Annotated in this window: 19 protein-coding genes; 9 read left to right on the top strand and 10 right to left on the bottom strand. The window is 74.3% G+C overall.

Annotated features, from left to right (window positions below):
* Positions 1-47: 47 nt before the first annotated feature.
* On the bottom strand, positions 48-248 hold the full coding sequence (locus ABZX67_RS11945; protein WP_355357699.1) for a hypothetical protein: 201 nt from the start codon (positions 246-248) through the stop codon (positions 48-50).
* A gap of 148 nt (positions 249-396) precedes the next feature.
* Here ABZX67_RS11945 and ABZX67_RS11950 point away from each other — a divergent pair, with 148 nt between their 5' ends.
* Both ABZX67_RS11950 and ABZX67_RS11955 read left to right on the top strand, forming a co-directional pair.
* Positions 397-2,421, top strand: coding sequence for a tetratricopeptide repeat protein (locus ABZX67_RS11950; protein ID WP_355357702.1), 2,025 nt, complete (start codon positions 397-399; stop codon positions 2,419-2,421).
* On the top strand, positions 2,418-3,983 hold the full coding sequence (locus ABZX67_RS11955; RefSeq protein WP_355357705.1) for an NAD(P)/FAD-dependent oxidoreductase: 1,566 nt from the start codon (positions 2,418-2,420) through the stop codon (positions 3,981-3,983). The genes ABZX67_RS11950 and ABZX67_RS11955 overlap by 4 nt, the downstream gene beginning before the upstream one ends.
* 63 nt (positions 3,984-4,046) lie before the next feature.
* Here the strand turns inward: ABZX67_RS11955 and ABZX67_RS11960 are convergent, their stop codons facing one another.
* From ABZX67_RS11960 to ABZX67_RS11975, 4 genes are all read right to left on the bottom strand, one after another.
* Positions 4,047-4,223, bottom strand: coding sequence for a hypothetical protein (locus ABZX67_RS11960; RefSeq protein WP_355357708.1), 177 nt, complete (start codon positions 4,221-4,223; stop codon positions 4,047-4,049).
* A 184-nt stretch (positions 4,224-4,407) separates the two neighbouring features.
* On the bottom strand, positions 4,408-4,599 hold the full coding sequence (locus ABZX67_RS11965) for an antitoxin (protein ID WP_355357711.1): 192 nt from the start codon (positions 4,597-4,599) through the stop codon (positions 4,408-4,410).
* A 91-nt stretch (positions 4,600-4,690) separates the two neighbouring features.
* The gene (locus ABZX67_RS11970) at positions 4,691-5,542 is read right to left on the bottom strand and encodes an arylamine N-acetyltransferase (protein WP_355357714.1); all 852 of its coding nucleotides are present in this window, start codon (positions 5,540-5,542) and stop codon (positions 4,691-4,693) included.
* 78 nt (positions 5,543-5,620) lie between these two features.
* Positions 5,621-7,438 carry a serine hydrolase gene (locus tag ABZX67_RS11975; RefSeq protein ID WP_355357717.1) on the bottom strand — a complete coding sequence of 606 codons (1,818 nt, stop codon included), beginning with the start codon at positions 7,436-7,438 and terminating at the stop codon, positions 5,621-5,623.
* 150 nt (positions 7,439-7,588) lie between these two features.
* Between ABZX67_RS11975 and ABZX67_RS11980 the strand changes: the two genes are divergently transcribed.
* Complete coding sequence (locus tag ABZX67_RS11980) at positions 7,589-8,761, top strand: ionic transporter y4hA (protein ID WP_355357720.1); 1,173 nt, start codon at positions 7,589-7,591, stop codon at positions 8,759-8,761.
* On the opposite strand, the gene ABZX67_RS11985 is transcribed toward ABZX67_RS11980, so the two are convergent.
* The 3 genes from ABZX67_RS11985 to ABZX67_RS11995 all read right to left on the bottom strand — a co-directional run bounded on the left by ABZX67_RS11985 (position 8,751) and on the right by ABZX67_RS11995 (position 12,965).
* Positions 8,751-11,150: a penicillin acylase family protein gene (locus tag ABZX67_RS11985; protein ID WP_355357723.1), complete on the bottom strand. Its 2,400-nt coding sequence runs from the start codon at positions 11,148-11,150 to the stop codon at positions 8,751-8,753. The genes ABZX67_RS11980 and ABZX67_RS11985 overlap by 11 nt on opposite strands.
* 104 nt (positions 11,151-11,254) lie before the next feature.
* Complete coding sequence (locus ABZX67_RS11990; protein WP_355357726.1) at positions 11,255-12,346, bottom strand: glutamate--cysteine ligase; 1,092 nt, start codon at positions 12,344-12,346, stop codon at positions 11,255-11,257.
* A 139-nt stretch (positions 12,347-12,485) separates the two neighbouring features.
* Positions 12,486-12,965, bottom strand: a complete 480-nt coding sequence (locus ABZX67_RS11995; protein WP_355357729.1) for a carboxymuconolactone decarboxylase family protein — start codon at positions 12,963-12,965, stop codon at positions 12,486-12,488.
* A gap of 271 nt (positions 12,966-13,236) precedes the next feature.
* Here ABZX67_RS11995 and ABZX67_RS12000 point away from each other — a divergent pair, with 271 nt between their 5' ends.
* Positions 13,237-14,103, top strand: a complete 867-nt coding sequence (locus ABZX67_RS12000) for an RNA polymerase sigma-70 factor (protein ID WP_355358121.1) — start codon at positions 13,237-13,239, stop codon at positions 14,101-14,103.
* 11 nt (positions 14,104-14,114) lie between these two features.
* On the opposite strand, the gene paaK is transcribed toward ABZX67_RS12000, so the two are convergent.
* Entirely contained in the window at positions 14,115-15,401 is a 1,287-nt protein-coding gene (gene paaK, locus ABZX67_RS12005) for a phenylacetate--CoA ligase PaaK (protein ID WP_355357732.1), read from the bottom strand.
* A gap of 196 nt (positions 15,402-15,597) precedes the next feature.
* Between paaK and ABZX67_RS12010 the strand changes: the two genes are divergently transcribed.
* The 5 genes from ABZX67_RS12010 to ABZX67_RS12030 all read left to right on the top strand — a co-directional run bounded on the left by ABZX67_RS12010 (position 15,598) and on the right by ABZX67_RS12030 (position 18,311).
* Entirely contained in the window at positions 15,598-16,473 is an 876-nt protein-coding gene (locus ABZX67_RS12010; RefSeq protein WP_355357735.1) for an alpha/beta hydrolase, read from the top strand.
* Positions 16,474-16,544: 71 nt separating this feature from the next.
* A complete protein-coding gene (locus ABZX67_RS12015; RefSeq protein ID WP_355357738.1) occupies positions 16,545-16,787 on the top strand; it encodes a DUF397 domain-containing protein in 243 nt (80 codons plus the stop codon).
* 55 nt (positions 16,788-16,842) lie between these two features.
* Positions 16,843-17,289 (top strand): ACT domain-containing protein, encoded by a 447-nt coding sequence (locus ABZX67_RS12020; RefSeq protein WP_355357741.1) that lies wholly within the window; start codon positions 16,843-16,845, stop codon positions 17,287-17,289.
* Between the two features lie 121 nt (positions 17,290-17,410).
* A complete protein-coding gene (locus ABZX67_RS12025; RefSeq protein WP_355357744.1) occupies positions 17,411-17,911 on the top strand; it encodes a hypothetical protein in 501 nt (166 codons plus the stop codon).
* Between the two features lie 4 nt (positions 17,912-17,915).
* Positions 17,916-18,311, top strand: a complete 396-nt coding sequence (locus ABZX67_RS12030) for a S4 domain-containing protein (protein WP_355357747.1) — start codon at positions 17,916-17,918, stop codon at positions 18,309-18,311.
* A 16-nt stretch (positions 18,312-18,327) separates the two neighbouring features.
* On the opposite strand, the gene ABZX67_RS12035 is transcribed toward ABZX67_RS12030, so the two are convergent.
* A complete protein-coding gene (locus ABZX67_RS12035; protein WP_355357750.1) occupies positions 18,328-20,589 on the bottom strand; it encodes a terpene synthase family protein in 2,262 nt (753 codons plus the stop codon).
* Between the last annotated feature and the right edge of the window lie 79 nt (positions 20,590-20,668).

The following is a 20,668-nucleotide window of genomic DNA, read 5'->3' on the forward strand; positions in this document are numbered from 1 at the left end:
GGGCGGGGCAACCCCCCCCCCCCCCCGCCCTTCACCGCCCGCGCGGACTACTTCGGCCGCTCCCCCTTCTCGCCCTTCGGCCCCCGCCCGCGTTCCGTCCGGGCCCCGCGCGAGCGCAGTCCCTCGTCCCGCTGCAGCCTGGCGTTCGCCTCCTCGTTGGCCTGCTGGTCGGACACGCCCTCGTTCTCCGCGTCCTTGCGCGTCCGCGCGCGCCGTACGTCGTACTTCTTGCTGCCCGGCTCCGGCATGACGGTCACCTCCCGGTTCGACCGGTGTTCGACTGGCGTCGGACCGGCTCCGGGTACCCAGCCCGCCCCGTACACACTCCGGGCAGAGGCCGCCATACTGGACCGGCGGGGGAGGGGCGTGGCGAACCGACGGGGGCGAGAGCACGCTATGGGGGACACCAGGCTGATCCACGGACGCTACCGGCTGCACGAGGTGATCGGGCGCGGCGGCATGGGCGAGGTGTGGCGCGCCACGGACGAGGCGCTCGGCCGCCGCGTCGCGGTCAAGTGCCTCAAACCGCTCGGCCTCGGGCCGGGTCGCGACGAGAACGTCGTAGGCGCGCTGCGCGAGCGCTTCCGCCGCGAGGCGCGCGTCGCGGCCGCGCTCCAGCACCGCGGCGTGACCGTCGTCCACGACTTCGGTGACTGGGACGGCGTGCTCTACCTCGTCATGGAGCTCCTCGACGGCCGCGACCTCAGCAGGCTCCTGGAGGACGGAGAGCACCGGCCGCTGCCGGTCCACGACGTCGTCGACATCGCCGAACAGGTCGCCGACGCCCTCGCGTACACCCACCGCCAGGGCGTCGTCCACCGCGACCTCAAGCCGGCCAACATCGTGCGCCTCACCGACGGCACCGTGAAGATCTGCGACTTCGGCATCGCCCGCCTCGGCGCCGACATCGGCTTCACCGCCCGCCTCACGGGCACCGGCATCGCCATGGGCACCCCGCACTACATGTCGCCCGAGCAGATCGGCGGCGGGTCCGTCGACCACCGCAGCGACCTGTACTCGCTGGGGTGCGTGCTGTACGAGATCGCCACCGGCGCCCCGCCGTTCGACCTCGGCGACGCCTGGGCGATCCTCGTCGGCCACCGCGACACCCCGCCACAGCCGCCGCGAGACCACCGGCCCGAACTGCCCGAGCCCTTCGAGCGGATCGTCCTCGACCTGCTCGCCAAGGCCCCGGAGGACCGCCCGGACGACGCCGCCGACCTGCGCCGCCGCCTCACCGCCGCCCGCACGGCCGGCCCGGGCGGCGCGCCCCCGCCGTACGCGGGGCCCTGGCGGGACGACCGGCCCGCCGGACGGCCGCTGCCGGACCGTGCGCCGCGCCTGCCCTCCTGGACCCGGTCCATGACCACCGGCCCCAAGGCCGTCGGCACCAGTGCCCTGCGCGCCACCCCGCCCGACCCCTCCGCCGGCCTCACCGGCCAGTGGACCGCCCCCCAGTCCCCGCCGCCCGCCCCCGAGCCGCACGCCGCGCTCGGCGCCCTCGCCGCCCGGCACCACGCGGCCCTCGGCCCCGACCACCCCGACACGCTCGCGGCCCAGCAGGAGATGGCGTACGTCCTCGGCGGCCAGGGCCGCCACTTCGAGGCGCACCAGCTGTACCGGCGCGTGCTCGCGGCCCGCGAACGCACCCTCGGCCCCGACCACCCCGACACCCTGCGCTGCCGCCACAACCTGGCGTACAGCCTCGGCAGGCTGGGGCGCCTGGAGGAGGCGTACCGCATGGCGGCCGACGTCGCCGCGGCCCGCGCCGGGCTGCTCGGCCCCGAGCACCCGGACACCCTGGCCACCCGGTACGAGGTGGCGCACACCCTCGGCCGGCTGGGCCGCTGGCCCGAGGCCCTGCACGCCTACCGCGAGGTCGCCGACGCCCGCGAACGCACCCTGGGCCCGGACCACCCCGACACGCTCGCCGCCCGCTACGAGACCGGCATCAGCCTCGGCCGCCTCGGCCGCAGCCACGAGGCCCTGGCGCTCTACCGCGACCTCGTGGACGCACGCACCCGGGCGCTGGGCCCCGACGACCCGGAGACCCTGCGCGCCCGGCACGGCGTCGGCGTCAACCTCGGGCGCCTCGGCCGCTGGGAGGAGGCGCTCGCCGAAGCCCGCGAGGTGTGCGCGATCCGCGAGCGGATGCTGGGCCCCGACCACCCCGACACGCTCGCCAGCTGCCGCGAGGTCGCCGTCGCGCTGGGCTGGCTGGGCCGCTGGCCGGAGGCCCTGCGCGGCTACCAGCGGGTCGCCGCCGCCCGCGAGCGCGTCCTCGGCCCCGCCCACCCCGACACGCTCGCCGGCCGCGACGACGAGGCACACTGCCTGGAGCAGCTCGGCCGCCACGCCGAGGCCGCCGAGCTCCACCGCCGGGTCGCCGCCCACACGAGCCACCGCGGAGAGGAACCATGACGCCCTCGCGCCCGTACGACGCCGTCATCGTCGGCGGCGGCCACAACGGCCTGGTCGCCGCCGCCTACCTGGCCCGCGCCGGGCGCAGCGTCCTCGTCCTGGAACGGCTGCCCGCCACCGGCGGGGCGGCCGTCTCCACCCGGCCCTTCGCCGGCGTCGACGCCCGCCTCTCGCGCTACTCCTACCTGGTGTCCCTGCTGCCGCCGAAGATCGTCCGCGAGCTCGGCCTGCGCTTCGCCGTCCGCCCCCGTCGCGTCTCCTCGTACACCCCGACCCTGCGCGACGGCCGCGCCGGCGGCCTCCTCATCGGCGGGGAGCGCACCACCCGCGAGTCGTTCGCCGCGCTCACCGGCTCGGACGCCGAGTACGCGGCCTGGCGGCGCTTCCATGCCCGCACCCGGCACGTCGCCGCACGCGTCTTCCCCACCCTCACCGAGCCGCTGCCCACCCGGGACGCCTTGCGCGCCCGCGTCGCGGACGACGCGGCGTGGCGGGCCCTCTTCGAGGAGCCGCTCGGCGTCACGATCGAGGAGCACTTCCGCGACGACCTGGTCCGCGGCGTGGTCCTCACCGACGCGCTGATCGGCACCTTCGCGGACGCCCACGACCCGTCCCTCGCGCAGAACCGGTGCTTCCTCTACCACGTGATCGGCGGCGGCACCGGCGACTGGAACGTGCCGGTCGGCGGCATGGGCGCGCTCACCGACGCCCTCGCGGACGCGGCGCGCGCGGCGGGCGCCGAGATCGCCACCGGCCGCGAGGCGACGCGGATCGAGACCGACGGCCGCACCGCGGAGGTCACCTACCGGACCCGGGACGCCGAGGGCACGGTCACCGCCCGCCACGTCCTGGTCGGCGCCTCCCCGCACGCCCTCACTGTCCTCCTCGGCGAACCCGCCCCGCCGCCCGCCGAGGGCGCCCAGCTGAAGGTCAACATGCTGCTCACCCGGCTGCCCCGCCTCCGGGACCGCTCCGTCGACCCGCGCGACGCCTTCGCGGGCACCTTCCACGTCTCCGAGGGGTACCGGCAGCTGGCGGCGGCGTACCGGGAGGCGGTGTCCGGGCGGCTGCCGGCCGCCCCGCCCGGCGAGATCTACTGCCACTCCCTGACCGACCCCTCGATCCTCGCCCCCGACCTCGCCGCCCGCGGCCACCACACGCTGACGCTCTTCGGCCTGCACACCCCGGCGCGGCTGTTCACCGCCGGCAACGACGCCGCCCGCGCCGCGCTCCTGGAGGCCACCCTCGCCGAACTGGACCGCTACCTGGAGGAGCCGATCGCCGCCTGTCTCGCGCGCGACGCGGACGGCCGCCCCTGCGTCGAGGCGAAGACCCCGCTCGACCTGGAGCGCGAGCTGCGGCTGCCGGGCGGCCACATCTTCCACCGCGACCTGGCGTTCCCGTACGCCACCGACGACACGGACGGCAGGGAGGGGCCCGGCCGCTGGGGCGTGGAGACCGCGCACCCCACCGTGCTGCTGTGCGGAGCGGGCGCGGTCCGCGGCGGCGGCGTCAGCGGCATCCCCGGCCACAACGCGGCGATGGCGGTCCTGGGCCGCTGAACCGCCGCCGGACGCACGTGGGGACGGGAGCGCCGCTCCCGTCCCCACGTACGTGGCGCCGCGTCAGCCGAGGTGGAAGTACCCGCCGTGGATGTGACCCACGTGGACCTTGCCCGCCTTGACCTTGTAGCCGTCGAGCCAGCCGAGCTTGTAGTCGTCGCCGCCCGCGGCCGCCGGGGAGGCGGAGAGGAAGCAGGCGGCCGTCAGACCGGCGAGGATCACCGAGATACGCCGAAGCATGGGATTCTCCTTCGAGTTGAGGGGGACTCGACTCGACTGTTCACCAGCTGTCGGCGGCCCGCACGCCGAGGCGCCCGCCCGGGTGGCGCCACGCCGCACGATCCCGCTGTCCGGCCGTCTACACGGCACCGCGCCCGGGCGGGGGGCCCGGGCGCGGGTGGCGAAGCGCGGGGCGCGACCCCGCTCAGGTGCGGGGCGGCTCCTGGCCGGGGTCGCGGCCGTACTGCTCCTTCAGCCTGTCCTGGCCGGTGTCGACCTGGCCGCTGTACTTGCCCTGCGTCTTCCGGTCGGCGACGTCGCCGGCCTTGTCGACGCCCTTGTCTGCCTTGTCCTCGTGGCCCTTGAGCATCTGCTTGAGCTTGTCCATCACGGACATAGGGTCATCCTCCTGGTCGTGACGTCCCCCGCCCCTCAGTCTCGCCGCAGCCCCCCGGATCCGCATCCGGGCGCCCGTCCGGGTGACCGGTTCACCCCGTCGGCGCCTGTGCCCGGGCCGCGAGCCACGCCTCGTGGGCGCGCGTCACCCGCTCCCACAGCGCGGCCCGGTCCGTGCCGTCGAGGGTGTCCAGGTTCCGCCCGAAGACGTCCGCGAGCGCGCCGTACCACTCCTCCGGCGTGTCCAGCGTCCGCTCGGCGCGCCCCGCCGCGTCGATCCGCGTGAGCACCCTGCCCCGGAGGACGTCCAGCCCCTTGGCGTCCCGGCGCAGCGCGGCGAAGGTCCCCAGGAAGGGCGAGTCCGGCGCGGTGGACAGCCGCAGGTGCTCGGCGGCGAAGTCGGCCATCGTGGCCGGCCGCCCCGCCATCTCCATGACCGGGAAGGGGCCGCCCTCGTTGAAGAGGGTCCAGCCCCCCGGCTCGGTGTCCGAGGGCTCCATGCGGTACGTGAACGGCCCTTGGCGGTACGTCCCCGGCCGCAGCGGCAGCGGCTCGTGCGGCCCGTCGCCGAGCCCCGCGTCCACGAACCAGCCCTCGCCGCCGACGCGTACGGTCAGCGCCAGGTGGTTGCCGTTGGCGCCCCGGCCCTCCGGGTCCTCGTGGACGCCGGCCACGTGCCGGGTCACGTCGTACCCGAGGGCCTCCAGCAGCGCGGCGAAGCCGCCGTTCAGGTGGAAGCAGTAGCCGCCCTGCCCGGACGCGAACCGCCGCACCGAGAGCTCCGGCTCGATACCGGGCGGGCGGCCGAGCTGGATGTCGATGTTCTCGTAGGGAACGCGTTCGAGATGGGCGCGCTGCAGCGCGAACAGGGCTTCGACGGACGGCGCCCCCGGACGGGTGACGCCCAGGCGGGACAGGTAGTCCTCAAATGCCTTGGAGATCATGGTTGTTCACCCTAACGAGCGAGTCTCACCGGTTCGTCCGCGGGGTATGCGGTCGACTCAGCCCATCGAGGCGGTCCATCAGTCCATCGAGGCGGTCCAGCCATCCAGCCGGAGGCGCGCCGCGTCCGAGGGGCGCGCGTCGTCGAAGAGGACGTCGTCGCCGTCGCGCACCCGCAGCCCGTCCACGTACACCCCGCGCCCGACGTACCGCCGGTCGGTGGCGTACCGCCAGCGCAGCCGCAGCGACGCCGTGCCCCGCCAGGCCGCCAGGTCCGCGTCGAGCCGGTGCCACACCCGCCCGGACCAGCCCGTCACCGTGCCGCCGGGATGCCGGACCGGCTCGCCGCCGCCTCCGCCGGGCCGTACGGTCGTGAACGGCACCGGCCGCCAGGTCGCGCCCCCGTCGCCGGACCCCTCCAGGAAGAGGGCGTCCGCGCCCGGCTCGGTGTCCCACCACAGCGCGCAGCGCAGCCGGGCCCGGTCCGAGACCGGCGACGGCAGGTCGGGCAGGGTGAGCGTCGCCGTGGTGCTCGACGCCATGCCCGCGTACCAGGCGGTGCGGCCGTGCGCCGGCCGGACGGGGACGGCGCGCGCCATGTGGTCGGCGGCGGCGACGCGGGGCGCCGAGCCGGAGCGCCAGGAGCGCGCCGGGTGCACCGAGTTGCCGAGGACCACGAGGAACGAGTCGGTGGTCGGGTCGATGACCAGGCTGGTGCCGGTGAAGCCGGTGTGGCCCGCGGTGTGCGGGGTGGCCATGGCGCCCATGTACCAGTGCTGGTACAGCTCGAAGCCCAGCCCGTGCTCGTCGCCGGGGAAGGCGGTGTTGAAGTCCGTGAACATCAGCTCCACGGACTTCGGCTCCAGGATCCGGGCACGGCCGTAGACGCCGCCGTTCAGCAGCGTACGGGCGAGGACGGCCAGGTCCCAGGCGCAGGAGAAGACACCCGCGTGGCCCGCGACACCGCCGAGGCTGTACGCGTTCTCGTCGTGCACCTCGCCCCACACCAGGCCGCGGTCGAGTCCGGACCAGGGGCGGCGGGCGTCCTCGGTGGCGGCGATCAGCGGCTTCCAGGAGGCCGGCGGATTGAAACGGGTGCGGTGCATTCCGAGCGGAGCGGTGATCTCGTTGCGGAGCAGCGCGTCCAGCGTGCGGTCGGTGACCTCCTCCAGGATGAGCTGGAGCGTGATGAGGTTCAGGTCCGAGTAGAGGTACGTGCTCCCGGGCGGGTTCGCCGGCTCCTCCCGCCACAGCCGGCGCAGCTTCCCCTCCCGCGTCGGCTCCTCGTACAGGGGGATCCAGGCCCGCAGCCCCGAGGTGTGCGTGAGCAGCTGACGCACCGTGATGTCCTGCTTGCCGCCGCCCCCGAAGTCCGGCAGGTACGCGGTGACCCTCGCCTCCAGATCCAGCGCCCCGCGCTCCATCTGCTGCACCGCCAGCACCGCCGTGAAGAGCTTCGACACCGACGCCAGGTCGAAGACGGTGTCCTCGGTCATCGCGATCCGGCGCTCGGCCGGAAGCTCCACGCCCGTGTCGGTCTTCTCGTCGTACGCCGCGTACCGCACGGCGTGCCCGATGGCCTTGTGCAGCGCCACCGTGCCGCCGCGCCCCGCGAGCAGCACCGCCCCCGCGTACCACGGGTGCTTGGGGGAGGGTTCAAGGAACCGCTCCGCGTCGGCCACCAGCCGGTCCAGGTGGCCGGGCAGCAGCCCGGCCCGCTCGGCGGACCCCAGCCGCAGCGTCGGCCGCCCGCCCCGCGCCCCGGACCCGGTGCCCCGGCCCGGGCCGGGCCCGCCGTCGTCCGCCGCGGCGGCACCCGGAATCGAACCGATCACCAGCGCTCCTCCCAGAGCCAGGACTCCACCGCCGAGCCGGCGCCGACTGATCCCCTCCGCCATCCCCACCCCTCCAGCCTCACTGAAAGAATCCTTCCGGCACCCCCGCGGCAGGTGAAACTTTCTTACCGTCGCCCGGGACCCGTCAAGACACCGCACCCGTTGTGGCCCCCACAGCGCGCGGCGCCCACCCCGCTCTGGCAGCGTGGCCGCATGAGTACGGGCACGGAACAAGGTCCCCACCAGGGGCCGGCGGCCGGGCGGGGCGAAGGCCACGGGCCCGCGCACCCGGCCCGGCAGTGGACCACCTGGGCGCCGGTCGTCGCCGTGGCCGTCCTCGCCGCCGGCTGGGGGCGCCACCTGCCCGGCCCGCTCCTCGCCGTCGTCGGGCTCTGCCTGATCGCCTCCGTCCTGTCGGCCGTCCACCACGCCGAGGTCGTCGCCCACCGCGTCGGCGAGCCGTACGGCTCCCTCGTCCTGGCCGTCGCCGTGACCGTCATCGAGGTCGGGCTCATCGTGATGCTGATGGCCGGGGGCGGCGGTGACGCGTCCACGTACGCCCGCGACACCGTCTTCGCCGCCTTCATGATCACCTGCAACGGCGTGGTCGGCCTGTCCGTGCTCGTCGCCGCGCTGCGCCGCCACCGGGTGGCCGTCTTCAACGCCGAGGGCTCCGGCGGCGCGCTCGCCACCGTGACCACACTCGCCACCATGACCCTGGTCCTGCCCACCTTCACCACCGGCAAGCCGGGCCATCAGTTCACCGGCGCCCAGCTGGCCTTCGCCGCCGTCGCCTCGCTCGCCCTCTACCTGCTCTTCGTCACCGTGCAGACCGTCCGGCACCGCGACTACTTCCTGCCCGTCGCCCGCGACGGGGGCCTCGCCGACGGCCCCGCCGACAGCGAGGAGGACCACGCCCCGCCGCCCGCCGCCCGCGCCGCCTGGGCGAGCCTCGGCCTGCTGCTGGTGGCCCTCGTCGCCGTCGTCGGCAACGCCAAGCTGGTCTCACCCGCCATCGAGGACGGCGTCGAGTCGGCGGGGCTTCCCCAGGCGGTCGTCGGGGTCGTCATCGCCCTGATGGTGCTGCTGCCCGAGACCCTCGCCGCCGTGCGCGCCGCGCGCCGCGGACGGGTCCAGACCAGCCTCAACCTCGCCTACGGCTCCGCGATCGCCAGCATCGGCCTCACCGTGCCGGCGATCGCGCTCGCCTCGATCTGGCTGTCCGGGCCCCTGGTGCTGGGTCTGGGCGCCGTCCACCTGGTGCTGCTCACGCTCACCGCGGTGGTCAGCGCCCTGACCGTGGTGCCCGGACGGGCCACCCTCCTCCAGGGCGGCGTGCACCTGGTGCTCTTCGCCGCCTTCGTCTTCCTGTCGATCAGCCCCTGACGCGTACGACCCTCAGCTTCGGGTCGGACAGGATGTCCTTCTCGCAGAACCGGGCTCTCACCCACCGCTCGCCCGAGAACAGCGCGGTCTGGTCGCCGAAGTGCGGCGAATGCGGGTTCGACGACTGGGAGTACGTCAGCAGCGTCCGCGCCACCGGGCACCGGCCGCCGTCCCAGCCGACCGCCTGGACATGGCTCGTCCCGTGCGCCACCTCCGTGTAGCCCCCGCCCGCGGCGTTCCACACGGCCTCGGTCTTGTTCCATATGCCGAGCGACTCCGTACCGCCGTGCACGGGGACGCGCGTGCCGCCCCGCACCACGAACTGGTGCTCCCCGAGCGGCGCGTCCAGCGGTATCCCCGCCGCCCGCAGCTCGGCGACCGCGTCCTTCAGGGCCTTGGCGAAGGCGGGCGAGGAGGTGTCGAGCGTGTGCGGCGTACGGACCGGGTCGGCCGCCGAGAAGGGCACCTTCCACAGCTGCGTCGCCGGGACGGCCGCGGTGAGCCTGCGCCAGAAGCGGTCGAAGAGCAGCGCGCCCCGGCTGCCGGTGTCCACCGTCCGGTCCCAGCGCGCGAGCACCCCGCACGCCTCCCGGTCGTCCGGCAGCGCGGCCGCGCACGCCTCCGCCGCGTCGGCGGCTGCCAGATCCCCGGCCGGCGCCCGGTTGGCGAACTGCTGCCGCTGGAGGTCGGCCACCGTCAGCCGCCCCCTCGCGGCCATCGCGGCGACGTCCTCGACACCGCCCCGGGTCCGCAGCGAACGCGGCGTCGCGACCGTTCCGAACACCCGCTCGTAGCCGGTCAGGGGCCGGTCGGCGTTGGTCAGCCAGGCGCTGTCGTTGGAGTTCACGGCGTACGGCGTGTCCTGGAGCAGCGGCATCCGCGACGGCCCGAGGATGCCCGGCTGCACCGCGTCCCGGTCCGACCCGAGCGCGCACTCCGTGCGCGAGCCGTCCAGTACCGCCACGCCCGACGCCGGGTACGTCACCTTGCCCAGCGGTGTCGAGCAGCGCGCGGCCAGCTCGTCGGTGATGCGCGGCAGCACCTGCGACTGGGTGAACAGCGTGTGCCCGGACGCGTCCGCCGCGATCGTGTTCACCCACGGCAGCCCCTGCGTGCGGCGCAGCACATCGGACATCTCGCGCGTGGAGCGCGCCTTGGCGAAGCCCAGCGCGGTGTCCGTGGAGCGCAGGTTGACGGCGTTCGGGTCGTTCAGCGCGTACGCCGTCGTCGTCGACCAGGGAAGCGGCAGCGAGGCGCCGAGGGAGGTGACGACCGGCCCGTACCGCGTCCACCACTGCGTACGGGTGACGGGGGCGCCGTCCTTCACCGGGACGGTGACCGTCCGCTGCGTCATCCGCTCCGGGCTGCCGTCCACCAGGTACACGGTCGGGTCGGCCGGGTCCAGCGCCAACTGGTGGAGGCTGAGGGTGACGCCGGTGGCGACGGTGTGGCTCCACGCCACCTTCTCGGTGAAACCGATGTTGACGGCCGTACCGCCGAGCAGCGAGCCGCCCGAGACGTTCAGTTCGCCGGGAATGGTCTGCTGCGACTGCCAGAAGCGGCGGCCGCCGTGCCACGGGTAGTGCGGGTTGCCCAGCAGCAGCCCGCGGCCGTTCGCCGTGGTGGCGCCGCTGAACGCCACCGCGTTGGAGCCCATGTCGGCGCTCTCGGCGGCGAACAGCGCGCGGGCCGCCTCCGCCGCACGGGCGGGATCCACGGGCGCGACGGGCGCGCCCGGCGCGGCGTCCGGCGGCCGCGCCGCCGTGATGCCGTCGACCGCCCGGCCCTGCCCGCCCAGCACCGCCAGGGCGAAACCGCGCCGGGCGACGTCCAGCGCGGTGACGGGCCGCACCCAGGCGGCGCCCGCGCAGGCCGGGTCGGTGACGCGGTTCTGCCGCAGCCAGGCGTTGTAGCCGGCCGCCCAGCCGCGCATCAGCTCCTTCGCCTCGCGGCTCGGCCCGGCGGGCGCCGGGGTCGCGAGCAGCCGCTCCACGGTGCCCGCGTCGCGCACGCCCTGGAAGTACAGGTCGCTGGAGAGGTTCGTGGCGGCGGACGACAGCGCCCCGTCGGACGCCGTGCCCGCCCCGAAGTGGCGTGAGCGTTCGCCGCGTACGGTCACGAAACCGTCGGCCAGCACGCATATCTGGTCGGCGGCCTGCGCCCAGCCGGTGCCGAAGCCGAGGTTCGCGTAATCCTTGGCCACGATGTGCGGGATGCCGTACTCGGTGTAGCGGATGACGGCCGACAGGCCGCCGTCCGAGGGCCGGTGACGCTCCGTCGGTACGGACGGGCCGGCGGCACCGGCCGTGGCGGCCGCCGTCGCGAGCGCGACGGCGGCCGGGACGAGCCGTCTGAGACGGCTCCGCGAAAGCCTGCTGCGGACGTGCAAGGCGCCTCCCAACAAGACCGGAACGAAAGCTTGTTGGGCCATGCACCCACCCCCGACCGCCCGCTGTCAACCGTCCGGTCGGTACGCGTGTGCGGCGGTCCCGCTCAGTCGAGCGTGCGGCGCACGCACTCGGTGACCACGGACCGCAGGCTCCCCTCCCGCTCCAGGAGCTCGCGCTGCACCCTGGCCCCGTTCCCCGTCTTCAGCAGCATCGCCAGCGCCTCCTGCGTGGCCGGCACGTCGCCGCTCTCCTCCAAGGCGTCGCGCACATGCTCGAACAGCGCCCGCACGACGGCCTCGGCCGGCGCGGGCCGCATCGTCAGCGGGTGGATCAGCGTGTCCTCCAGCCCGGACCGGGCCGCCCGCCAGGACGCCAGCCGCAACAGCGTCACACCGTGCCGCGCGGGCGGCTCGCCGTCCCGCCACTGGCGCGCCGCGGTCTCCACCAGGCCCCGTACCAGCGTCGCCAGCAGCACCGTCGTGGACGGGTCCAGGCAGACGTCGGCCACCCTGATCTCGACGGTGGGGTACGAGTGGGAGAGCCGGGCGTCGAAGTACACCATGCCCTCGTCGCGCAGCACCCCGCTCGCGACCATGTCGCCCACCTGCTCGTGGTAGCGGTCGGCCGAGCCGAAGACCTCCACCGGCCCGGCGGACGGCCACCGCCCCCAGACGCGGCTGCGGTAGCTGCCGTAACCGCTGTCCTCGCCCTGCCAGAACGGCGAGTTCGCGCTCATGGCCAGCAGCACGGGAAGCCAGGGCCGGATCCGGTCGAGGACCGCCACCCCTTCCTCGTCCGACTCCACCGACACATGGACGTGGCACCCGCAGGTCAGCTGCTCCTGGGCGGTGAGGCCGAAGTGCTCCTTCAGCCACTGGTGCCGCTCCCCGGTGCCGATGGTCGGACTCACCGGAAGCGGCGACGTCGCCAGCGCCGCCACCGAGGCGTTCAGCCCCTCCGCATGGCGCGCCGCCTCGGCCCGCCAGCGCCGGATCTCGACCCCCAGGTCCGCCATGGCCGTCTGCGGCCGTGTGGCGAACTCCAGCTGCTGGCGCTGCAACTCACTCTCGAAGACCTCCTCATTGCCCTGGGGGTCCCGCGAGACGGCGGCCAGCACCGCCGCCGAGAGCGCTCTGGGCTCGCCGCTCTCACGGTCCACGAGCAGGAGTTCCTCTTCGACGCCCACGCTGCGCACGACAACCGCCTCTCCACAACCGTCCGGATGCTCCGTACACACCCGGAATGCGGCTCACCTGCCCCCGATCGCGGCGTCCACTCCCCGAGACACCCGCGCGGCCGACCGTACCGCCGACCGCGCGGGCGCCTGCCGCCGGTCAGCTCGACATGCCGGCGAACATGCCGGGCTCGTACGAACCCCCCGGGTTGTGCACGATCACGTTCATCCGGGTGGCCGCGTTGATCAGGGACACCACGCAGACCAGCGCACCCACCTGGTCGTCGTCGTAGTGCTCGCGCACCTCGGCCCACGTCTCGTCGGACACGCCGTGGTCGCCGAGCCGGGTGCCCTCCTCGGCGAGCGCCAGCGCGGCCCGCTCGGCCTCGGTGAACACCGTGCTGTGCCGCCAGGCGGCGACCAGGTGGAGCCGGAGCGCGGTCTCACCGGCGGCCGCGGCCTCCTTGGTGTGGACGTCGACGCAGAAACCGCAGCCGTTGAGCTGGCCGACCCGCAGCTCCACCAGTTCCCGCACGGCCTTCGGCAGCGTCGACCCCTCCAGGGCCAACGAGGTGCTGTAAAACCGCTTGGCGACCTTCGCGGCGGTCGGGCTGTCGAACAGGTTGAAACGAGCTTCCATGACGTCGTCCTCACTCGTGGTCTCGTGGTCTCGCGTGCTGCCGCACCCGGACGGACACAAGACGCCGACCGCCCGACCCCTGTGACGGCTCGGTGATGTGGCGTGCATCACCGGCCGCGGGTGTCACACAGCGGTGGGGACCGGCGTCTGGTGTACGGCGCAGTCGAGAGCGAACGGGCGGGAGCCGGCGATGAACCACCGAACCAGGAACGACCGGACTGTGAGCGACCCGACGGGGGACACGTCGCAGCCGGGCACCGGCGGCGACCACATGGACCGCGTCACCCGGGCGTTCGTCGCCCACCGCAACCTGCTGTTCACCGTGGCCTACGAGATGCTCGGCTCGGCCGCCGACGCCGAGGACGTCCTGCAGGAGACCTGGTTGCGCTGGGTGGGCGTCGATCCCGGCACCGTGCGGGACCAGCGTGCGTACCTGGTCCGGATCACCGCCCGCCAGGCGCTGAGCCATCTGCGCGCGCTCGGCCGTCGCAAGGAGTCCTACGTCGGCCCTTGGTTGCCGGAGCCGTTGCTGACCGCGCCGGACGTGGCGGAGGACGTCGAGTTGGCCGACAGCGTCTCGATGGCGATGCTGCTGGTACTGGAGACGCTCGCCCCGACCGAGCGCGCGGTGTTCGTGCTGCGCGAGGTGTTCGGCCTCGGGTACGACGACATCGCCGAGGCCGTCGGCAAAACCACGGCCGCGGTCCGTCAGATCGCCCATCGGGCACGGGCCCACGTCGCCGCACGCCGGCCGCGCGGGGCCGCTTCCGCCACCGAGGCCCGCCGCACCGCCGAGGCGTTCCAGCGGGCGGTCGAAACGGGCGACCTGCGACGCCTGCTCGACCTCCTCGCGCCGGACGTCGTCCTGCTCACCGACGGCGGTGGAGTCGTGCGGGCCGCACCGGCACCCGTCGTGGGGGCCGGTCAGGTGGCGCACGTGCTGGGCAGGATCGCCGGTGCGGTGTCGCTGTGGCCGACGCGGGTCAACGGCGACCCGGGGCTGATCGTCCGGCTGGGCGGCGAGATCGACACCGTCATGGCGCTGCGCGTCGACGGCGCCCTCGTCACCGGGCTCTACGCCGTGCGCAACCCCGAGAAGCTGTCGCGCCTGGAGCGGGAGACCGTCTTGAGCCGCTGAGCCCAGGCCCCTCACTCCCCGCGCAGGTCCACGATCCGCCGGAGCTTCCCCACCGACCGCTCCAGCGTCTCCGGGTCCACCACCTCCACCGCCACCGACACCCCGATCCCCTCCTTCACGGCCGCCGCCACCGCTCCCGCCGCCCGCTCGCGCACCTCCGCCGTCGCCCCCGGCCGCGCCTCCGCGCGCACGGTCAGCGCGTCGAGCCGCCCCTCCCGGGTGAGCCTGAGCTGGAAGTGAGGCGCGAGGCCCGGCGTACGCAGGACGATCTCCTCGATCTGCGTGGGGAAGAGGTTCACGCCCCGCAGGATCACCATGTCGTCACTGCGCCCCGTGACCCTCTCCATCCGCCGGAACACCCGCGCCGTTCCCGGGAGCAGCCGCGTCAGATCCCGCGTGCGGTACCGGACGACCGGCATCGCCTCCTTGGTGAGCGAGGTGAACACCAGCTCGCCGTGCTCCCCGTCGGGCAGCACCTCGCCCGTCAGCGGGTCCACGACCTCGGGGTAGAAGTGGTCCTCCCAGATGTGCAGCCCGTCCTTCGTCTCCGCGCACTCCTGCGCGACGCCCGGCCCGATCACCTCCGACAGGCCGTAGATGTCCACCGCGTCGATCCCGCACCGCTCCTCGATCTCGCGCCGCATCTCCTCCGTCCACGGCTCCGCGCCGAAGATCCCGGTTCTCAGCGACGTCGTGCGCGGATCGCCCCCCTGCCGCTCGAACTCGTCCAGCAGGGTCAGCATGTACGACGGCGTCACCATGATGATCTCGGGCCGGAAGTCCTGGATCAGCCGCACCTGACGCTCCGTCATGCCCCCGGAGGCCGGCACGACCGTGCACCCCAGCCGCTCGGCGCCGTAGTGCGCCCCGAGCCCGCCCGTGAACAGCCCGTAGCCGTACGCCACATGCACCATCTGCCCGGGCCGTCCGCCCGCCGCGCGGATCGACCGCGCCATCACGTCCGCCCACACGTCCAGATCGCCGTCCGTGTAGCCGACGACGGTCGGCCGGCCCGTCGTCCCGCTCGACGCGTGGATGCGCCGCACCCGCGACCGTTCCACGGCGAACATCCCGAAGGGGTACGTCTCCCGCAGGTCCTCCTTCGCCGTGAACGGGAACCGGGAGAGGTCGGCGAGCTCGCGGCAGTCCTCGGGCCGTACCCCCGCCTTGTCGAAGGCCCGCCGGTGGAACTCCACGTTCTCGTACGCGTGGCGCAGCGTCGCCCGCAGCCGCTCCAGCTGCAGGGCCGCCAGCTCCGCGCGGCCGAGCTTCTCCCCGGCGTCGAGCAGGTCCGTCATCGCCGTTCTCCCGTCCTGAGGTCCGGTCGCGGACGGTCGACCGATCATTCGGTCGACGCGTTGGGGATCAGTTATCCAACCCGGCGGCGGGAAGGCAAGAGGCCGACAGCCGCTTTCCGCGCCGGAGCCCCTGCGCGCCGGCCGGAACCGCGAACCGCCTTGCGAGCCCGTCCACCCCGCTGTGAGGATCTCGCCCATGCCGAAGTTCAGCGCGTACGACGGGACCGAGCTCGCCTACCACCTGCGAGGGGAGGGCGAGCCGCTCGTCTGCCTGGCCGGCGGGCCGATGCGCGCCTCCGCCTACCTCGGGGACCTCGGCGGGCTCACCGCCCACCGCCGGCTCGTCCTGCTCGACCCCCGCGGCACCGGGGACTCCGCCGAGCCCGCCGACGCCGGCACCTACCGCGCCGACCGCCAGGTCGACGACGTCGAGGCGCTGCGCGTCCACCTCGGTCTGGACCGGCTCGACCTCCTCGGCCACTCCGCCGGCGCCACCCTCGCCGTCCTGTACGCCGCCGCCCACCCCGACCGCCTCGCCTCCCTCACCCTCGTCACCGGCGGCACCCGGCCCGCCGGCATCGACGCCACCGCCGAGGACCGGCGCGAGGCAGCCGACCTGCGCCAGGGCGAGCCCTGGTACGCGCGGAGCCGCCCCGCCCTCGACGAGATGCTGGCCGGGCGCGACATCGAAGAGGTGTGGGACCTCGTGCTGCCGTTCATGTACGGGCGGTGGGACGCGGCCGCCCGGGCGCACGCCGCGAGCGACGACGAACAGACCAACTTCGCGGCCGCCGACGCCTTCTACGCCGACGGCGCACTCGGCGACCCCGTCGCCACCCGCGCCGCGCTCGCCGCCGTCACCGCGCCCGTCCTCGTCCTCGCCGGCGAGTACGACGCCGGCCCGCGGCCCGCCAGCGCCGCCGAACTCGCCGCGCTCTTCCCGCACGGGCGGCTCGCCGTCCAGCGCGGCGCCGGCCACTACCCGTGGGTGGACGACCCCGGGGCATTCGCCCGCACCGTCGCCGCGTTCCTCGACCCCACCACCGACGACGCCCCCTCCAGGGCCCGTTGATCGCGGTCTGTCGGGGACAAGCCGCGATGACTAGGGTGTGCGCGGACGGACGAACCGGGAGGAGCACGCACGTGGCCGACAGCATCACCGCCCAGCAGCAGCTCATGGACTGGAACAAGCCGGACCTCGACCTCAGCGACGCGGACTGGCGCTCGGGCACCCAGGGCGCCGGCGATGTGCAGATCGCCTTCGTCGAGGGGTTCATCGCCATGCGCAACGCCACCCGCCCGGAGAGCCCGTCGCTGATCTTCACCCCGGCCGAGTGGCGCGCCTTCGTCCGGGGCGCCCGGGAGGGCGAGTTCGACCTCACCTGACGGCAGGGCGCCGGGAGCCGGGTCCTCGCCGGTGCGCCCGCCTAAGCTGGCGATCATGAGTGGAACCACCGGAGAGCGCGACCTGACCCGGCTCCTGGCCGCCCTGCGGCCCGAGCTCCACCCCGGCCGCTACGTCTTCTGTACCGTCGACGGCCCGGCCGTCCCGCCCGGCCTGCACCCCGTGGTCACGGTCGCCGAGTCCGAGGGCCTCACCGTGGTCGTCCGCGAGGAGGAGGCGGACGCGGCCTCGCTCCCGTACGACTACGTGGCCGGCTGGATCACGCTGCGTGTCCACTCCGCGCTCGACGCCGTCGGCCTGACCGCCGCCGTCGCGGGCGCGCTCGCCGACGCGGGACTGAGCTGCAACGTCGTGGCGGGCTACCACCACGACCACCTCTTCGTGGAGCACGCTCACGCCCGGCAGGCCCTCACCACCCTGCGCCTCCTCGCCGAGCGCGGGGGAGCGGCGGGCCCGGCGGCCGGCCGTCCCCCGATGCGGTGAACCGCGCCGAGCCGCGCCCGTGCGCGCGGCGGCGCGGGCCGCCCGCGTACCCGCCGTTCGGGGGGCCGTCCGCCGAGGGGCCGCCCGCCGTTCCGGGCGCCCGGGCACGTACCATGGCGGCATGTCCTTCCTCCGTCGCCGCAGCGCCGCCACACCCGCCGGCCCGGACTTCGATGTCCTGGCCATGGACCCGGGCGACTGGCCCGGCAATCTCGGCGCCGGTCTGCTCCCCGCCCCCGACGGCAGCTGCCAGGGTGTCTTCCTCCGGTACGACCTGTTCGGCGGCCGGGGTCCCGCGATGATCATCGGCAACCTCCCGGAGGGCTCCCCGGCGCGCGAGCTCGCCGAGGGCCAGGTGCCCTTCGAGGTCGCCCAGCTCCTCGCCGCGCTCGACAACGACGAGCCGGTCGAGGTCGTCGAGACCGAGGACGTGCCGGTCATGCAGGGCGACAACCTGCTGATCGTGCGCCGCCTCAAGCTCTCCGAGAGCCGCATCTCCTGCGTGCAGTTCGACCGCAGCGACAACGTCCTGGTCACCATCGCCAGCTGGGACCGCCCCATCACCGACGACCTGTACGCGCTGCTCAAGCCCCTGCCCGCGGAACTCTTCCAGCAGGGCTGAGCCCATGGCGACGGACGAGGGGACCACGCGGGCGACCCCCCGCGTCGACAGCTGGATCTGGGCCGTACGGCTCACCAAGACCCGGTCGCAGGCCGCCGCGGCCAGCCGCGCCGGGCACGTCCGCGTCAACGGCGAGCGCGTCAAACCCGCCCAGGCGGTTAAGCCGGGCGACGAGGTGCGGCTCTACCACGCGGGCCGCGAGCGGATCGTCAAGGTCACCCGCGTGCTCACCAAGCGTGTCGGCGCACCCGTCGCGGCGGAGGCGTACATCGACAACAGCCCGCCCCCGCCGCCCCGCGAGCACGTCGCGCTGGCCGGAGTCCGCGACCGCGGCGCCGGCCGCCCGACGAAGCGCGAACGCCGCGAACTGGACCAGCTCCGCGGCATCCGCCCCTCCTGACGGCCCCCTCTCCCGCTCAGCTCCGGGACGCGAACAGCTCCGCCACCCGGGCCGCCGAGGTACCCAGCCCCACCGGCCCGGTCGGCAGGCCGCCGGCCCGAGCCGTGCGGGACTCGGCCGGCGCCGTGGCGTCCGGTGCGCTCACGCCCCGCAGCCGTGCCGTGCCGGCGCCCGAGCGGACGTCCTCGTCGCGGTAGCGGCGCACGCTGCGGTGCCAGTTGAGGATGCCGGCCAGCCAGTCCTCCAGCTCCCGGACGTACGCGTCGAGCGCCGCCCGGCCGGTCTCCTCCAGCCCGAACTGCTCGGCCAGCAGGGGCAGTTCCCTCTCCTTCACATGCAGGAACTGCCGCAGCCGCCCCCGCATCAGGTCGTCGACGATCGCCACACCACTGGGGTAGTCGCAGCCGAAGAAGGTCTGCACCACCAGCACCGCGTTGTGCACCTCGCCCTCGACCTCGATCTCCTTCTGGTACGAGAAGAGGTCGTTGAGCATCGCGGCGTAGTCCTGGGCAGCGTTCTCCAGGCTGCGCACCGGACCGCTCCGCAGCAGCTCCGCCGGCAGCCCGCCCTCGTGCCGCAGCCGCGCCAGGCTCATCGTCATGTCGGAGCCGAAGGTCTGGCGCCGCATCTCGATGTAGTCGACCGGGTCGGGCACCCGGTGCTGCGCCTGGTTGTGGAGCTCCCACATCCAGCTGTCCAGCATGCGGTCCATCGCCCCGCGGAAGGACGCCCGGGCGTCGGGGCCCATCGGCCCGGCCGTGCGGGCCCACAGATCGGCCAGCGCCCGCTCCATCGGACTGACGGCGCCGACGGCGCCGGCCGCCGGATCCTCCACCGGCATGCACGCCTTGAGCCGCTCGGTGGACACCTTAGCTCCGGCGAGGTCGCGCGGCCGCCCGAACTTCAGCGGGTAGTAGTCGTCGCCGTACGTGCCCCAGGTCAGCCACAGCGAACTGAGCTCCAGCTCCTCGGCGGTGGCGTCCGGGTCCAGACCCGCCGCGCACAGCGGGAGGTCGAAGCCGTCCATCATGGCTTCGTCCCAGATGTCGTCGAGCAGGCCCATCCGGCCGGCCCACGCCAGCGCCTTCGCGCGGGCGTCGTCCAGGTGGGGGCTGAGCGACAGCGGGAAGGGCAGGTCGAAGTCCGGCAGCAGCGACGGCCCGACCTGCTGGTGCGGCACATGGGTCAGGGTGCGCAGCCGCGCGGCGGCGGGCCGCCCGAAGAGCGTGCGGATGTCGAGCGCCGACGTGCCCAGCACCCCGGGGAGCGCCGAACGGGCCCCCAGCGCACCCTCGTTCATGTAGCGGCTGGAGCGCATGTGCCATTCGTGGCCGCCGGACTGCCAGTCCTGCAGCCCCTTGGTGTACGCGGCGACGGCGGCGCACTCCTCAGGCCCGAGTCCCTTCTCCACGCACAGCGCGGGCACCTCGGTCAGCGCCGTGTTCTCGAACTGCTGCAGCCGGGACGTCAGCAGGTCGTTGACGGCTTCGGCGGCCTCCTGCGTCGAGCAGCGGAGGAACGTCTCCAGCACCAGCACGCCGTTGCTGTTCTCGCCCTCGTCCTCGACCTCCCGCTGGTACGAGAAGAGGTCGTTGCGCAGGTGCACGGCGTCGGCGAACGTGTCCCGCAGCACCAGCAGCGGCCGCGAGTTCGCGACCGACACCGGGACCTCGGCGCCGGCCGCGTACTCCACCAGCCCCGCCGACCAGGGCGCGCCGCCGACCTTGCGGCGCATCTCGATGTACTCGACGGGGTTGGCGATCCGGCCCTCGTTGATGTTGGCGAGCTCCCACAGGGACTCGTTGAGCAGGTGCTCGGTCGCCTCGGCGAACCGGGAGCGCCACCCCGCCGACATGCTCGGCACGGTACGGGTCCACAGGTCGGCGAGGCCCGCCTCCACCGGGTTGGTCGCCTCCGGCATCCCCTGGTCGAGGTCCATGGGCATGAAGGCCGGCATCCGGTCCAGGTACGCCGTGCCGCCGGCCAGGTCCTGGGTGCGCTTGAACACCTCCAGGAAGTGGTCGTCGAAGAAGAAGACCCAGACGTACCAGTCGGTGACCAGGGACAGCGCGTCGGCGTCGCAGTCCGGGTGGGTGTACGAGCACAGCAGGGCGTAGTCGTGGGAGTCGAGGTCGTGCTCCTCCCAGACGCCCGAGCCCTCCAGCATCCCCATCCGCCGCGCCCACTGCTTGGTGTGGGCGCGGGCCGCCTCCAGATGGGGATTGAGGCGTGCCGGATACGGCACGTAGAAATCCGGCAGGACGAAGGGCTGAGCCATGCGCGCGGGGCCTTTCGGTGAAGAAGGGTGAAGGAAAGGACACTTCCGGGCCGGGCTTACCCACGTCCCATGCGTCCCA

This window comes from Streptomyces sp. NPDC003036, assembly GCF_040611175.1.
In the GTDB taxonomy this organism is placed as follows: domain Bacteria; phylum Actinomycetota; class Actinomycetes; order Streptomycetales; family Streptomycetaceae; genus Streptomyces.